Genomic DNA, 14,708 nt, shown 5'->3' on the forward strand with positions numbered 1-14,708 from the left:
GGTCGCGCCCGCGCGGGACCGTACGATGCGGCCATGACGACCGTCGATCTCCCGCTGCTGCCGCTCGGTCGCGGCATCGACCTCGACTCCGAGCGCGGCGTCGAGTGCCCGGGCGACCTGCCCCCGGCCTCGGACCCCACGCTCGTCGAGCGCGCGCGGGCCGCCAAGGAGGCGCTCGGCGACAAGGTGTTCGTGCTGGGCCACCACTACCAGCGCGACGAGGTCATCGAGTTCGCCGACGTCACCGGGGACTCCTTCAAGCTCGCTCGCGACGCGGCCGCTCGTCCGGAGGCGGCGTACATCGTCTTCTGCGGCGTGCACTTCATGGCCGAGTCCGCCGACATCCTCACCTCGCCCGAGCAGAAGGTGATCCTGCCGGACCTGGCGGCCGGCTGCTCGATGGCCGACATGGCCCGGCTCGGCCAGGTCGAGGCCGCCTGGTCCGCACTCGAGGCCGCCGGCATCGCCGACCAGGTCGTGCCGGTGACCTACATGAACTCCAGCGCCGACATCAAGGCGTTCTGCGGACGCCACGGCGGCGTGGTGTGCACGTCGTCCAACGCGCAGACCGTGCTGGAGTGGGCCTTCGAGCAGGGCACCAAGGTGCTCTTCCTGCCCGACCAGCACCTCGGTCGCAACACCGCCGTCCTCCAGCTCGGCATCCCGCTCGACGAGTGCGTCGTGTGGGACCCGCGGCAGCCGAACGGCGGGCTCACCGCCGAGGAGCTGACCGACGCGACGATGATCCTGTGGAAGGGCCACTGCTCGGTGCACGGGCGCTTCTCCCCCGACACCGTCGATGCGCTCCGCGCGACGATCCCGGACATCCAGGTCCTGGTGCACCCCGAGTGCCAGCACGAGGTCGTGCTCAAGGCCGACCTGGTCGGCTCGACCGAGTTCATCATCAGGACGATCGAGTCCGCCCCGGCCGGGTCGGCCTGGGCGATCGGCACCGAGCTGAACCTCGTCAAGCGGCTGGCCGCCGCCCACCCGGACAAGCGGATCGTCTTCCTCGACCGCAACGTCTGCTACTGCTCGACGATGAACCGGATCGACCTCCCGCACTTCGTGTGGGCGCTGGAGTCGCTGGTCAACGGTGTCGTGCCCAACGTGATCGAGGTCGACGCCGACACCGAGCACCACGCCAAGGTGGCCCTGGAGCGGATGCTGGAGCTGCCCGGGAAGAGCGAGCGCGACTGATCACGCCCTCGCGCCGGTGTCGCAGGAGAGGCCGCGAACGGTCACCGTGACCGTTGGGCGACGCTGGGGAGGCGGACGGTGACGGTGGTGTCGCCGGGTTCGCTCGCGAGCGCGACCGACCCGCCGTGTGCCGCGACGATGGCCTCGACGATCGAGAGCCCGAGGCCCGACGAGCCGCCGGTGCGCGACTCGTCGCCGCGGACGAAGCGCTCGAACGGGTCGAGCCCGGCCGGGAAGCACGGGCCGTCGTCGTGGACGGAGAAGCCGTCCGGCCGCACCGACACGGTCACCGTCGTCCCGACGGGTGTGTAGCTGCGGGCGTTGGTCAGCAGGTTGAGGAGCACCTGGCGCAGCCGGTCGGGATCCCCCGAGACCTCGACCGCGTCCGGCCGCTCGGCGTGGACCCGCCACCGATGGTCTGGGGCGAGCAGCCGCGCGTCGGCGACGGCGTCCAGCACGAGGCGGGACAGGTCGACGGGCTCGTGGGCGAGCGGCCGGCCCGCGTCCAGGCGCGCCAGCAGGAGGAGGTCCTCGACCAGCGAGGTCATCCGGCCCGACTCCTCCTCCACCTTCGACAGCGCGACGCGGGTGGCGCCGTCGTCCTCGGGGTGGCGGCGGGCGAGCTCGGTGTAGCCGCGGATTGTGGTGAGCGGCGTCCGCAGCTCGTGGGAGGCGTCGGCGACGAACTGCCGCACCTGCTGCTCGCTGCGGTGCCGGGCGGCGAGCGAGGACTCCACGTGCTCGAGGAGCGTGTTGAGCGCTCCCCCGACCCGGCCGACCTCGGTGTGCTCGTCGGTCAGCCGCTCGGGGACGCGCTCAGTCACCCCGATCTCGCCCGTGTCCAGGGGCAGCCCCGCCACGGCGTGGGCGGTCGCGGCCACCTCGCGCAGCGGCCGCAGCTGGCGTCGTACGACGACCAGGCCGGCGCCCGCCGCGGCGACGACGCCCAGCAGGGTCAGCAGGATCTCCCAGCGGACGAGGCCGCCGATGGTGTCGTCGACCGTGGCGACCGGGAGCCCGGTGACGACCGTGACGACCTCGCCGGTCCGGAGCTGGGCCTCGGCGGCGATCACCCGGTAGGTGCCGTGGCCGGGCACGTCGACGGTGTGGACCGTCCGGTCGAGCGGGACCCGGTCGAACCTGCCCAGGTCGGTGATCGTGGCGACGTCGTCGGCGTCGTGACCGAGGATCTCGCCGCGCTCCTGCACCGAGCTCCCCACCGCCGGCCGGATGACCTGCAGCGTCCCGGGGGCCACGTTGCGCGACGCCGGCGGACCCGGGCGCGCGAGCGCGCGCACGTCGGAGTCGAGCCGGTCCATCAGCTGGTTGCGCAGCGCGACGGTGGTCGCCGCAGCGATGAGGACGGAGACGACGGCCACGAGTGCGACGGCAGTGAGGACCAGGCGCGAGGTGAGCGTCGCGAAGAAGCGCATCAGGTCGCCGCCTTGAGGACGTAGCCGGCGCCGCGGAGGGTGTGGATCATCGGCTGGCGGCCGGCGTCGATCTTCTTGCGGAGGTAGGAGATGTAGAGCTCGACGACGTTGGCCTGGCCGCCGAAGTCGTAGTTCCACACCCGGTCGAGGATCTGCGCCTTGGACAGCACCCGGCGCTGGTTGCGCATGAGGTAGCGCAGCAGCTCGAACTCGGTCGCGGTCAGGCTGATCTCGTCCTCGCCCCGGAACACCTCGTGGCTGTCCTCGTCGAGGCGCAGGTCGCCCACGGTGAGGATCGAGCTCGAGGCCTCGCGGCGGGCGCCCGCCCGGCGCATCAGTCCGCGCAGCCGGGCGACGACCTCCTCGAGCGAGAACGGCTTGGTGACGTAGTCGTCACCGCCTGCGGTCAGGCCGGCGATCCGGTCCTCCACCGCGTCCTTCGCGGTGAGGAAGACGACAGGCAGGTCCGGGTTCGTGATCCGCAGCCGACGCAGGACCTCGAGCCCGTCGAAGTCCGGCAGCATCATGTCGAGCACGACCGCGTCGGGGTCGAGCTCCTTGGCCGCCGCCACCGCCCTGCTGCCGGTGTGCGCCGCCCGGACCTGCCAGCCCTCGTAGCGCAGCGCCATGCAGATGAGCTCGGCGATGTTGACCTCGTCGTCGACGACGAGGACGCGCAGCGGGGATCCGTCGGCGCGCGACACGATCTCGGTCTCGCCCATGGTCCTACTCTCCCCAGCATTCCTGTGAGAAGTCTGTGGGCCGCATGTGCCGCAGATGCAGATCGGGCGGGCCGCCCCAGCGACCTGCCCGACCACGCCGGCTCGATATCAACCGCGGCTCGTGAAGGTACGGCCACCTCCGGCCAAGCCGCCTCCGAAGCCGCCGCTGAAGCCGCCTGCGCCACCGAAGCCGCGCTGGTTGCTGGAGCTCCCGCTCGGCAGGGCTGCATCGAGGTCCGCGAGGACGACCGTCTGGCCGGCCTTCAGGCCCGTGGCCACCTCGGTCCGGCCGCCTCCCATCACGCCGGTCGTGACCCGGACCCGGCTCGGCGTGCCGTCGTCCAGGACGGTGACCGCACCGTTGCTGACCGCGCTGGTCGGCACGGTCACCACGCCGGACGCCGTGCCGACGACGATCGAGACGGACGCCGTGTCTCCGCTGGGCAGGCCCACTCCGCTGTCGTCCAGCGTGACGACGACCGGGTACGTCGTCGTGCTGCCCGAGTCGCTGGGCTGTGGGCTGATCCAGGTGACCGTCCCGGGCAGCGCCTGCTCCGCCCCGGCGGGGGTGACCGAGGCGACCTGCCCGACCTTCAGCCAGGCCAGGTCCGTCGAGCCGACCGCGAGGGTCGCCGTCGTGGCGCCGGGTGTGACGAGGGTGACCACATCGGTGCCTGCGCCGGCCGCGTCGCCGACCGCAGCGTCGGACGCGACGACCGTGCCGCCGGCCGGTGCTTTGATGACCGCACCTGCCAGCGACTGCTCGGCCTCGACGAGGGATGCCTTCGCCTCGTCGATCTTGGCCTGATCGGAAGCGAGGGTGGCCGCCGTGACGGTCCGCGAACCGCTGCTCGCGCCTCCGCCCGCGCCACCCACCGCTGCCGCTCCGTCGCCGGACGCGGTGGAGGTGGACGCACCCGAGGCGCCCTGGCTCTTCGTGCTCTTCGTGCTCTTCGTGCTCTTCGTGCTCTTCGTGCCCTGCGTGCTCTGGGCGCCCGTCGCGCCCGCGCCCCGCGTGCCGTCGGTCGTGCTCGAGCCGGTCTGGCTGCTCTGCTTCAGGGCCGTCACCGCCTTGTCGAGGGTCCCGCCGAGTGTCTCCAGCGCCTGTTGCAGGTCGTCCTGGGCGGACTTCACCGACTGCTGGGCCTCCTGGACCGCGGCCAGTGCGTCCGTGCAGGCCTGGTCCGCCACCGACGTACCACCGTCGTCGGAGCCAGAACCTGTGCCCGTGCCGCCGGAGAACGCGTCCTCACACGCCTGGGTCTGCGCGGCCAGCTTGTCCTTGGCGACGCCGAGTGCGTCGGTCGCCGCCGACTGGGCGGTCGTGACCGCCCTCTGCTGATCGGCCAGAGCGGCCAGTGCCGCCGTCAGGGCCGGGGAGGCCTGGCCGGCGGAGCCTGTGCTCGGGGCGTAGCCGCTGCTCGGGGTCGATCCGGTCGGGTTCGACCCGGACGGCGTCGAGTCGCCCGGGGAGGCGCTCGCGGCGGACCCGCTCGGGGTGGACCCGGACGTTGACGAGGCTGATGACGAGGTCGACGTGCTGACGGCGGACGCCTGGGCGTCCTCGTCCGATGCGAGCTGCGCCCGGGCTGAAGCCACATCGGCGCGTGCCTTCTTGACCTCGGCCCGGAGCGAGGTCCGGTCCAGCCGGGCCAGCACCTCGCCTGCAGAGACCGTGTCGCCGGTGGACACGTTCACCTCGGCGACCGTTCCCGAGCTGCCGAACGACAGGTCGTAGCGACCGGACCGCACGATGGTTCCCGCGAGCCCCAGGGTCTGGTCGACGTCGCCGGACGTGGCGACGGCGGTGCGGTAGTGCGCCGAGCCGTCAGCGGTGCCGGCGTACGCCGCCCAACCACCGCCCACCAGCGCGGCCGTCAGGCCGGCGGCGACGACATTGCGGGGACGGACGATCGACCTCACTGGTCCGCCGCCTGCCCAGCGCCAGCGGCTCGGCCGCCGAAACCACCGAACCCGCCGGTGCACTGGCCGTCGACGGCGTCGCTGATCGAAATCTGCTCGGCGGCGATCGCGCCGGTGTCGTCGCCCTGGCCGGTGGCGCTCACGCACTTGCCGACGGCGAGCGCGGCGGCCGTGGCGTTCTTCGTGGTCGTGTACGTGGTGTCCGCCCCGACCGTCACGGTCACGTCCGTCGTCTGACCGCTCTGGTCGGTCTGGTCGCTCTGGTCGCTCTGGTCGTTGCCCTGGTTGAGCGCCTGCTGGGCGACGGTGAAGCCGGCCGCCGAGATGGCCGTGACCTTTCCGAACGCACCGAAGCCGAAGCCGCGACCACCCGCACCGCCGGACGGTGCCCCGCTGGGACGGTCGGTCGGGAGATCGGTCGGCCTACCGCTCGGCGCTGCGCCCCCCGGCGTACCCCCACCGGGCCCGCCGCGAGCACAGCTGCCGTCGGTCGCCGCAGCGGTGACCCGGACCGTCGCCGCCGTGATGGCGGTCGGTGCGGTCGGTGTGGTCGTGGCGCCGGCGGACGGTGACGTGTCGCTCCGGGGCGTGCTCACCTGGACGCAGCTGCCCACCTTGACGGCGGCGAGCTTCGCGGCGACCTGGGCGGTGAAGGTGGTCGTGCCCGAATAGGTGACCGCGGTCTGGCTGTCCTGGGCCCGGACCTGGAGCGTGCTCCCGGAGATGTCGGCGATCAGCCCGCTCGCACCGGGGAAACGTCCGGTGGCGCCCTGCTGACCGTTCGTGGTTCCGGCCTGGCCGTTCCCCTGGCCGTTCGCCTGGCCGGTCGCCTGGTCACCCTGCCCGGCGTCGGTCGGGGTCGAGTCGTTTCCGCCACCGCCGCAGGCCGAGAGGGTGAGGAGGAGCATGCCCGCGGAGGCAGCGAGGACGGGACGGATGAGCTTCATGGATGGTCCTTTCACCGCGCGGGTCACTCGGACCGCAGCGCGTCGATGGGAGTGAGGCGGGCGGCTCGGCTGGCCGGGTAGACCCCGAACCCGACGCCGAGGGCGAGCGAGGTCCCCAGCGCGGCACAGGTGGCCAGCAGTGAGAGCGAGACCGGCTGGTCGATCAGCGACGGCAGCACGAGGGAGCCGACATAGCCGATGACGATGCCGATGACGCCACCGGCCAGGCCGAGCAGCGACGCCTCGACGAGGAACTGCCGCCGGATCACCGAAGGGGTCGCACCGAGGGCCTTGCGAAGGCCGATCTCCCGGATCCGCTCGGTCACCGAGACGAGCATGATGTTCATGACGCCGATGCCGCCGACCAGCAGCGAGATCGCGGCGATGCCTCCGAGCAGGACCGTCAGGGTCTTGTTCGTCGAGTTGGCCGTCTCGACCAGGGACTGCTGGGTGCTGACCGTGAAGTCGGCGGATGCCGCGGTGACGTCGTGGGCGTTGAGCAGGAGCGCGTTGATCTCCTGGTAGGCCGCCGTGAGCGTGTCGTCGGAGGCCCCCTGCACGTAGATCGTGCTGACCGACGAGTTGGTCGAGCCGGTCAGCCGCTTCTGCGTGCTGATCGGGACGACGGCCTGGTCGTCCTCCGACGAGCCCGTCGACGACGAGCCGCTCGAGGCGAGGACGCCGATCACCGTCAGCTGCGCTCCGTCGACGCTCACCTGCTGGCCGACCGGGCTGACCGGGCCGGAGAACAGCTCGGACGCGGTGTCCGCGCCGATCACGGTGACGTCGGCGCCCGATGTCACCTCCGCGCTCGTGAAGAAGCGGCCCTGGCTGACCGTGCGGGCCCGGACCTGCGGCCAGGTGGCCGTGGTCCCCACCATCGAGGTCGTCCAGTTGGTGTCCCCCACGGTGAGCGACGTGGAGCTCGTCGAGACGGGCGCGACGCGGAGCGCGTCCGGCACGACGTCGCGGTCGGCGATGGCCGACGCGTCCTGCAGCGTGAGCGTGGTCGAGGACCCGAACCCGCCGCGTACGCCGGAGGAGCTGGTTGTCGAGCCGGGAGAGACGATGAGCAGGTTGCTGCCGAGCGCGCTGATCTGGTCCTTCACCTTGTCCTGGGCGCCCTGACCGAGGCCGACCGTCAGGATGACCGACGAGATGCCGATGACGATGCCCAGCATCGTGAGGAGCGACCGCAGCCGGTGGGCCCGCACGGCGTCGACAGCCGTCCGGAAGGTCTCGACCCAGTTCATCGGGCACCCACCAGCATGTCGTCGGTGATCAGACCGTCGCGGATGACCAGGTTGCGCTCGGCTCGCGCGGCCACCTCGTGCTCGTGGGTGATCACCACGACGGTGCGACCGGAGTCGTGCAGCTCCTGGAGCAGTCCGAGCACGGCCTCGGTGGAGCCGGAGTCGAGGTTTCCGGTGGGCTCGTCGGCGAGGATGATGTCGGGCTCCGTGACGAGGGCGCGGGCGACGGCGACGCGTTGCTGCTGACCGCCCGACAGCTCACCGGGCCGGTTCAGGACCCGGCCCCCGAGGCCGACCTTCTCCAGCGCGGCGATGGCACGCTCGCGCCGCGTCACGCGTGACACGCCGGCGTACAGCAGAGGCAGCTCGACGTTGCGCCAGGCGGGCAGCGACGCGAGCAGGTGGAACTGCTGGAAGACGAAGCCGATGCGACGGTTGCGGACCTCGGCGAGCTGGGCCTCGGTCATCGTCGAGACGTCCTCGCCGCCGAGCAGGTAGGTGCCCTCGGTGGGGGTGTCCAGGCAGCCCAGCAGGTTCATCAGGGTCGACTTGCCGGATCCCGAGGGCCCGATCACGGCGACGTAGTCGCCCTCGTCGATCTGCATGTCGATGCCGCACAGCGCCTCGAACTCGATGCTGCCCGAGCGGTAGGTCTTGCGGACCCCGCTCAGGTCGACGACCGGTGCGCTCACTGGGGGAACCCTCCGCCCGCGCCGCCGGCCGGTGCCTGGCCCCCCGCGGGGAAGCCGCCGGCCGGGAGGTCGCCGCCCGGGAGCCCGCCCTTGCGCTGGTTGGTGCCGCCGCGGCTGGAGCTGGTGCCTCCGGGAAGCGTGAAGCCGGGGACCTGGACGGTGTCGCCGGAGGTGAGGCCCGAGAGCACCTGCGTCTGGGCGCCGTAGGTCTCCCCCACCTTGATCGTGGTCCGGGTCGCCTTGCCGTCGACCATCTTCAGGACGTACGTCGTGTCGCCGTCGGACTTGAGGGCGCGGCTGGGCACCACGAGCACGTCTGCGGTCTGTTTGACCACGATCGACGCCGTCGCAGAGGTGCCGGCGTAGAGGTCGTCGCGCTGCCCGGTGATCCTGATCGTCACCGGGAAGACCGCGGCGCCGCTGTTGTTGGTCTGGGCGACCAGGCCGACGCTCTCGACGATGCCGAAGACGGTGTCGCTGACGCCCGTGACGGTCACCTTCGCCTGGAGCCCCTTCTTGACCTCGGCCACGTCGGCGCTCGCCACCGTCGCGTCGACGACGTAGGTGCCCTGCGACACGACCGTGAAGGCGCTCGTGCTCGAGGAGGTCGTCGTCGAGGTGCTGGTGGACGACGGCGTGCCCGAACCGCTGCTCGCGCCACCACTGCCGCCACTGGCACTGCCACTGGCACTGCCACTGGCACTGCCACTGCCACCGCTGCTGCCGACGGTGTCGCCCACCTCGACGCCGACCGTCGTCACGATGCCGCCGATCGTCGACCGCAGCACCGCGTCGTCGACCGCCTGCTCGGCCTGGTCGAGCGAGGCCCGGGCGGAGACGACCGCGGTCTCGTCGGCGGCGAGCTGCACGTCGGAGGCGTCGTCGTCCTGGTCCTCCGACAGCTGCTCCTCGGCGGCGTCGAGCGTGCTCTGGGCGGCCGTCCGCGCAGCCTCGAGCGCGGTCGGGTCGACCTCGGCCAGGCGCTGGCCCTTCTTCACCGTGTCCCCCTCGGCGACCCAGACGTGGGTCACGGCCCCGGAGACCGGGAAGTCGAGGTCGGCCGTCTTGGCGGCGTCGACCGTGCCGGACGCCGAGACGGTGTCCTCGATCGTCGTCGAGGTGACCTCGGAGGTGGTGGTAGCCGTCGCCGCCTGGCCGTCGTCGCTGCGAAAGAGCAGCCAGGCCCCGCTTCCCGCGACGACCGCGAGCGCCACCGCAACGGTCAACAGCCAGGTACGCCTGCGGCGGGGTCTCTTCAGAAGTCTCAATCGCACGGTCGAAGACTGGGCGACCGGTCTGTGCCGGTCGTCAGGTCGGCCTGTGTCGTGCCTGTGAGCGCCGGCTCAGAGCCCGGGCGCGCCCCAGATGGCGAGCCACCGGGACAGGTCCTGCTCCATCGGCAGCTCACCGGTGAGCGCGTCGCGCACCTGCAGCTCGAGCAGGTTGTCGCGGGCCTGTGCCCCCGACGGCGCGAAGGGGTAGAAGGTCCCCTGCTTGTAGAGGTAGACGAGACCGACGCTGCGGCCGTCCGCTCCGGTGAACGGCACCAGCGAGCAGAGCAGGCCGGGACCGAAGCCCTGCTCCTCCAGCGAGGTGTTGACCGCGTGCAGGCCGGTGCACAGCGAGGTGAGGTCCGGGTTCGCCGGGTCGATCGGGTCATGGTCGAGCTCGAGCCAGGTGAAGCCGAACGCGTCGGCGGTCGTCGTCACCCGCGGCGCGTCAGGTCCCTCGGAGACGAGGGCGACCAGGTCGGCCTGGGTGGTCGCGAAGCCGGAGCCCACGGCGCCGCGATAGCAGACGGCTCCGTCGCCGGTCGCCGTGAGACCGAGGGCGGCCTGCAGCGTGATCGCGGCGCTCGGCACGTGGAACAGCGCGTCGAGCTGTGCCTGCTTGGGCTTGGATCGTCCGGTGATGGTCTCCCAGAGGCCCATCACTCGGCCGGCCTGCCGAGCTCGGCCTCGATCCGGGCGAGCTGCTCGAGGCGCTGCTCGAGGGACGGGTGGGTCGAGGTGAGCGTGCGCAGCGAGACGCCGCTGACCGCCGGCGCGATGAAGAAGGCGTTCATCGGCTGCGACTTGCGCAGGTCGGCGTTCGGGATCTGGTTGATCTCGCCGGTGATCTTCTGCAGGGCGCTCGCGAGCGCCCGCGGCTTCATCGTCAGCTGGGCGCCGGCCCGGTCGGCCGACAGCTCGCGGTAGCGCGAGAGCAGGCGGAGCAGCAGGAAGCTGACGGCGTAGACGACCATGCTGACCACGAGCACGACCAGCCAGATCGGCAGCCCGCCGCTGTTGTTGTTGTTGTCCCGTCGATTGCCGCCGCCGAAGAACGCGCCGTACTGCGCGCCGCGGGTCAGCATGCTCGCGACGATGCCGGCCGAGGCGGCCACCGTCATCACGAGGACGTCGCGGTGCGCCACGTGGGACAGCTCGTGGGCGATCACGCCCTCGAGTTCCTCGGCGTCGAGCCGCCGGAGGATCCCGGTGGTCACCACGACGACCGAGCGGTCCGGCGAGCGACCGGTCGCGAAGGCGTTCGGCAGCTCGGTGTCGGCGATGCCCACCCGCGGCTTCGGCATGTCGGCCAGCGCGCAGAGCCGCTCGATCATGCCATGCAGCTCGGGCGCCTCCTCCGGGGTCACCTCGCGGGCGCGCATCGCCTTCATCGCGACCGTGTCGGACTGGTGCCACTGCCACCAGGCGATGCCGAGTCCGATCAGCCCGACCAGGATGCCGATCCCCGGGCCTTTGCTGGACCAGAACAGCGACATGACGACGGCGATGAGGGCGACGAAGAGTCCGCCAAGGAGGAACATCACCAGCGTCATCCGGGCGGTGAGCCCCGGGTCGCCGACGAACCGCGTGCGTGCCATGGGGCAAGTCTCCCTGATGCCGCAACCGTTCCGCCCGGCGTACTCGCCGATCGTCCGACTCGGGTTCACCCACCGTTCCGATCCCGTCCGTGGACACGGACTCAACACCTGGTCGAGGCGGTTGCGCTCGCAACCGTCGCGAGACCACAACGGCCCGCCGGGAATCCCGGCGGGCCGTTGTGCGCGTCTGCTGACTACTGCTGTTCGGTCGGCTTCTCGGCCGTCGCCTTCTCCTCGGTGCCGTCCAGGATCGGGCCGGCCTCGATGGCGTCGGGCGCGTCGGCGGCCGGGAGCTCCTGGCCGGAGGCCTTGCCCTTGAGACGGGCCAGCTCGGCCTCGACGTCGGACTGCGAGCTCATCGCCTCCAGCTCGCGGGTGATGTCGTCGCCCTTGTTGAGCGAGGTCACGTCGTCGAGAGCACCCGAGGCGATCAGCTCGTCGACCGCACCGGCTCGGGCCTGCATCGTCGCCGTCTTGTCCTCGGCCCGCTGGATCGCGGCGCCCACGTCGCCGAACTCGTCGCTGATCCCGGTGACGGCCTCGTTGATCTTCGTGGTCGCCTCGGCCGCGGTGTAGGTGGCCTTGATCGTCTCCTTGCGGGTGCGGAAGGCCTCGACCCGCGCCTGCAGCCGCTGCTGCGCGAGGGTGAGCTTCTCCTCCTCGGCCTGCAGCGAGTCGTGCTGGGCCTGCAGGTCATTGATCTGGGTGATGAGACCCGACTTGCGGGTGAGCGCCTCGCGGGCGAGGTCCTCGCGGCCCAGCCCGATCGCCTTCTCGGCCTGCTCCTGGAGCTTCGTCGACTGCTGGTTCAGCTGGTTGACCTGCAGCTCCACGCGCTTGCGGCTCGTCGCCACGTCGGCAACGCCGCGGCGCACCTTGGCGAGCAGGTCGAGCTGCTTCTGGTAGCTGTAGTCCAGGGTCTCGCGCGGGTCCTCGGCGCGGTCGAGGGCCTTGCTGGCCTTCGACTTGAAGATCAGGGCGAAGCGGCTCCACAGGCTCATGGCGGTTTTGTTGCCTCTCACAGATGCGTTCGGTTGACCTCACCCTACGGCGGGGAAGCAACCGGGCGCGACCAGGACGACTACCCTGGGCGTCGTACGAATCCCTGCTGGAGAAGGCCGACCCTTGTTCCGTCGTAAGTCCGAGAGCGCTGTCGTCGACGAGTCCCCCGTCAAGGAGAGCGGCAAGGGGCGCCCCACGCCCAGCCGCAAGGAGGCGGAGGCGGCGCGGTTGGCGCGTGCCCGGACGCCGCGCACGCGCAAGGAGCAGCAGGCCGCCGCTCGCGGTACTCGCTACGAGTCGAGCCAGAAGCTGCGCCAGGCGATGAAGACCGGCGACGACCGCTACCTGCCGGCCCGCGACAAGGGCCCGATGCGCCGCTTCACCCGCGACTACGTCGACAGCCGGTTCACCATCGCCGAGCTGATCCTGCCGCTGCTGGTCGTGACGATGGTCCTCGGCTACTCCAGCTCGGAGCTCGCCTGGTTCGCCAACGCGTTCATGACGCTGATGCTCCTGGCCGTCGTGGGCAACCTGATCTGGCTGCGGTTCGGGCTGCGCCGCGAGCTCAAGAAGCGCTTCCCCGACAACACCTACCAGGGCCTGACCTACTACGCCGTCGTGCGCGCGGTGCAGCTGCGCTTCCTGCGCATGCCCAAGTCCCAGGTGCGGATCGGGCAGCAGCTGCCCGACGTCTACCGCTGATGGCGGACGTCAGCGTCCGCGTCGCCTGGGCCGACGACGCCCCCGCGATCGCCGCCCTGCAGCTCCGCGCGTGGCAGCAGCGGTACGCCGGGCTGCTGGCCGAGTCCGAGCTCCCCTCCGGCCCTGAGGCACTCGCCGCCGCGACCGAGGCCTGGCGCGCCTCGCTGGTCAAGACCTCCGACGCCCGCCAGCGCGTGCTCGTCGCGCTGGAGCACGCGGACGTGGTCGGCTTCGTGATGACCGGGCCGGCGACCGACCCCGACTGCGACCCCGTCCGCGACGGCGTCGTCGAGGAGCTCACCGTCGACCCGGACCGCGTGCGGCAGGGCCACGGCTCACGGCTGCTGCAGGCGGCCGCCGACACGCTGGTCGCGGACCGGTTCACCCGCGCGATCTGCTGGGTGCCCTCGACCGACGACGCCCAGCGGACCTTCCTCACCGAGGCCGGCTGGGCGCCCGACGGGGCGCACCGGACCCTCGAGGCGCCGTCGGGCGCGCCGCTGAAGGAGCTCCGCCTGCACGCCTCGCTCGAGGCCTGAGCCCGCCCGGCTGCTCCGAGCCGGACTCAGAGGTCGAGGAAGTTCTCGAGACCGACCGTGAGGCCGGGGTTGCTGCCGACCGCCTCGACCCCGGCCAGGACCCCCGGGACGAACCCGGTCCGGTCGAGGGAGTCGTGCCGGATCGTCAGCGTCTCCCCCGGCGCGCCGAGGACGACCTCCTGGTGGGCGACGAGGCCGCGGATGCGCAGGCCGTGCACGTGGATGCCGTCGACGACGGCACCGCGGGCGCCGTCGAGCTGGGTGGTGGTCGCGTCCGGCACCGGACCGAGTCCGGCGTCGCGCCGGGCGGCGGCGACCAGCTCCGCCGTACGCCTCGCCGTGCCGGACGGCGCGTCGGCCTTGGTCGGGTGGTGCAGCTCGACGATCTCGACGGACTCGAAGAACGCGGCGGCCTGGGCGGCGAAGCGCATCATCAGGATCGCGCCGATCGAGAAGTTCGGGGCGACCAGGACGCCGATCTCCGGCGCGTCGTCCAGCCAACCGCGCAGGGTGGCGAGGCGATCGTCGTCGAACCCCGTCGTGCCGACGACCGTGTGGATGCCGTGGCGGATGCAGAACTCGAGGTTGCCCATCACCGCGTCCGGGTCGGTCACGTCGACCACGACCTCGGCGCCGACGTCGACCAGCGCCTGGAGGGGGTCGGCGCTGCCGATACGCGCGACGACCTCGACGCGGTCGGACTGCTCCAGACCCGACACGATCGCCGAGCCGAGCTTGCCGTACGCACCGAGGACACCGACCTTGATCACGTCCAGGAACCCTACCGGCCGCACGACCCGTCACCGGGATCTGGCAGGCTGATCCCATGCCAGTGCAGACCATTCCGGCGCGGATCCGTTGGGCGGTCGACTTCATCGACGTCCATCCCAACGACCACATCCTCGAGATCGGGTGCGGCCCGGGCGCGGGCGCTGAGCTGATCTGCAGCAGGCTCGAGACCGGCAAGATGTTCGCGATCGACCGGTCCGAGTCCGGCGTGGACCGCACCAAGCGCCGCTGTGCCCGCTTCGTCGAGGCCGGCCGGCTGACCGTCCGTCAGATCGACCTCGCGACCCTGCGGGTCCCGGTGAAGCGCCTCCACAAGGTCTTCGCGTTCAACGTCAACCTGTTCTGGGTCCGCGACGCGGCCGACGAGGTCGCGCTGCTCTACGAACGCCTGCTGCCCGGCGGCACCGCCAACATCTTCTACGAGTCGACCCGCCGCGAGGACGTCCCCGCCATGGTCGAGAAGACCTCCAAGGCGCTGATGGACGCCGGCTTCCGGGTCTCGGTGGTCGACAACAAGCAGCCCGCGGTGATCGGCGTCATCGGCCGCAAGTGACCCAGGCCGCGTCAGCGCGCTGCGTCATCGGTGGTCGAGTGTCCGCAGCCGCTCCCGTTCGCTGGTCGAGTAGCCGGAGCCGCT

The 14,708-nt window shown here is 71.6% G+C and carries 15 protein-coding genes; 4 read left to right on the forward strand and 11 right to left on the reverse strand.

From position 1 onward, the window contains the following. Positions 1 to 33: 33 nt before the first annotated feature. Entirely contained in the window at positions 34 to 1,200 is a 1,167-nt protein-coding gene (gene nadA, locus BM236_RS06105; RefSeq protein ID WP_091121380.1) for a quinolinate synthase NadA, read from the forward strand. A gap of 41 nt (positions 1,201 to 1,241) precedes the next feature. Here nadA and BM236_RS06110 read toward each other — a convergent pair whose 3' ends face one another. From BM236_RS06110 to BM236_RS06150, 10 genes are all read right to left on the reverse strand, one after another. Further along, positions 1,242 to 2,633: a sensor histidine kinase gene (locus BM236_RS06110; protein ID WP_091121382.1), complete on the reverse strand. Its 1,392-nt coding sequence runs from the start codon at positions 2,631 to 2,633 to the stop codon at positions 1,242 to 1,244. Then, entirely contained in the window at positions 2,633 to 3,355 is a 723-nt protein-coding gene (locus BM236_RS06115; RefSeq protein WP_091121384.1) for a response regulator transcription factor, read from the reverse strand. Before BM236_RS06115 ends, BM236_RS06110 begins: the two co-directional genes overlap by 1 nt. A gap of 108 nt (positions 3,356 to 3,463) precedes the next feature. After that, positions 3,464 to 5,278, reverse strand: a complete 1,815-nt coding sequence (locus BM236_RS06120) for an efflux RND transporter periplasmic adaptor subunit (RefSeq protein ID WP_175507570.1) — start codon at positions 5,276 to 5,278, stop codon at positions 3,464 to 3,466. Next, positions 5,275 to 6,225 carry a DUF5666 domain-containing protein gene (locus BM236_RS18885; protein WP_175507571.1) on the reverse strand — a complete coding sequence of 317 codons (951 nt, stop codon included), beginning with the start codon at positions 6,223 to 6,225 and terminating at the stop codon, positions 5,275 to 5,277. Before BM236_RS18885 ends, BM236_RS06120 begins: the two co-directional genes overlap by 4 nt. Before the next feature lie 23 nt (positions 6,226 to 6,248). Then, complete coding sequence (locus tag BM236_RS06125) at positions 6,249 to 7,478, reverse strand: ABC transporter permease (RefSeq protein ID WP_091121389.1); 1,230 nt, start codon at positions 7,476 to 7,478, stop codon at positions 6,249 to 6,251. Further along, positions 7,475 to 8,170, reverse strand: coding sequence for an ABC transporter ATP-binding protein (locus tag BM236_RS06130; protein ID WP_091121391.1), 696 nt, complete (start codon positions 8,168 to 8,170; stop codon positions 7,475 to 7,477). The genes BM236_RS06125 and BM236_RS06130 overlap by 4 nt, the downstream gene beginning before the upstream one ends. Next, positions 8,167 to 9,444, reverse strand: coding sequence for an efflux RND transporter periplasmic adaptor subunit (locus tag BM236_RS06135; protein WP_091121393.1), 1,278 nt, complete (start codon positions 9,442 to 9,444; stop codon positions 8,167 to 8,169). The genes BM236_RS06130 and BM236_RS06135 overlap by 4 nt, the downstream gene beginning before the upstream one ends. 69 nt (positions 9,445 to 9,513) lie before the next feature. Next, complete coding sequence (gene pspAB, locus BM236_RS06140) at positions 9,514 to 10,101, reverse strand: PspA-associated protein PspAB (protein WP_091121395.1); 588 nt, start codon at positions 10,099 to 10,101, stop codon at positions 9,514 to 9,516. After that, on the reverse strand, positions 10,101 to 11,039 hold the full coding sequence (gene htpX, locus BM236_RS06145) for a zinc metalloprotease HtpX (RefSeq protein ID WP_091121397.1): 939 nt from the start codon (positions 11,037 to 11,039) through the stop codon (positions 10,101 to 10,103). The genes pspAB and htpX overlap by 1 nt, the downstream gene beginning before the upstream one ends. 194 nt (positions 11,040 to 11,233) lie before the next feature. Then, positions 11,234 to 12,040 (reverse strand): PspA/IM30 family protein, encoded by an 807-nt coding sequence (locus BM236_RS06150; RefSeq protein WP_091121398.1) that lies wholly within the window; start codon positions 12,038 to 12,040, stop codon positions 11,234 to 11,236. Between the two features lie 124 nt (positions 12,041 to 12,164). Between BM236_RS06150 and BM236_RS06155 the strand changes: the two genes are divergently transcribed. Together BM236_RS06155 and BM236_RS06160 are read left to right on the forward strand one after the other, a co-directional pair. Continuing rightward, on the forward strand, positions 12,165 to 12,743 hold the full coding sequence (locus tag BM236_RS06155; RefSeq protein WP_091121401.1) for a DUF3043 domain-containing protein: 579 nt from the start codon (positions 12,165 to 12,167) through the stop codon (positions 12,741 to 12,743). After that, positions 12,743 to 13,282 (forward strand): GNAT family N-acetyltransferase, encoded by a 540-nt coding sequence (locus BM236_RS06160; protein WP_091121403.1) that lies wholly within the window; start codon positions 12,743 to 12,745, stop codon positions 13,280 to 13,282. The genes BM236_RS06155 and BM236_RS06160 overlap by 1 nt, the downstream gene beginning before the upstream one ends. Before the next feature lie 26 nt (positions 13,283 to 13,308). On the opposite strand, the gene dapB is transcribed toward BM236_RS06160, so the two are convergent. After that, positions 13,309 to 14,052, reverse strand: coding sequence for a 4-hydroxy-tetrahydrodipicolinate reductase (gene dapB, locus BM236_RS06165; protein WP_217645243.1), 744 nt, complete (start codon positions 14,050 to 14,052; stop codon positions 13,309 to 13,311). Between the two features lie 56 nt (positions 14,053 to 14,108). Here dapB and BM236_RS06170 point away from each other — a divergent pair, with 56 nt between their 5' ends. Beyond that, positions 14,109 to 14,624, forward strand: coding sequence for a class I SAM-dependent methyltransferase (locus BM236_RS06170; RefSeq protein ID WP_091121405.1), 516 nt, complete (start codon positions 14,109 to 14,111; stop codon positions 14,622 to 14,624). Positions 14,625 to 14,708 lie beyond the last annotated feature (84 nt).

It is taken from the genome of Nocardioides terrae (genome assembly GCF_900112345.1).
Classification (GTDB): Bacteria; Actinomycetota; Actinomycetes; order Propionibacteriales; family Nocardioidaceae; genus Nocardioides; species Nocardioides terrae.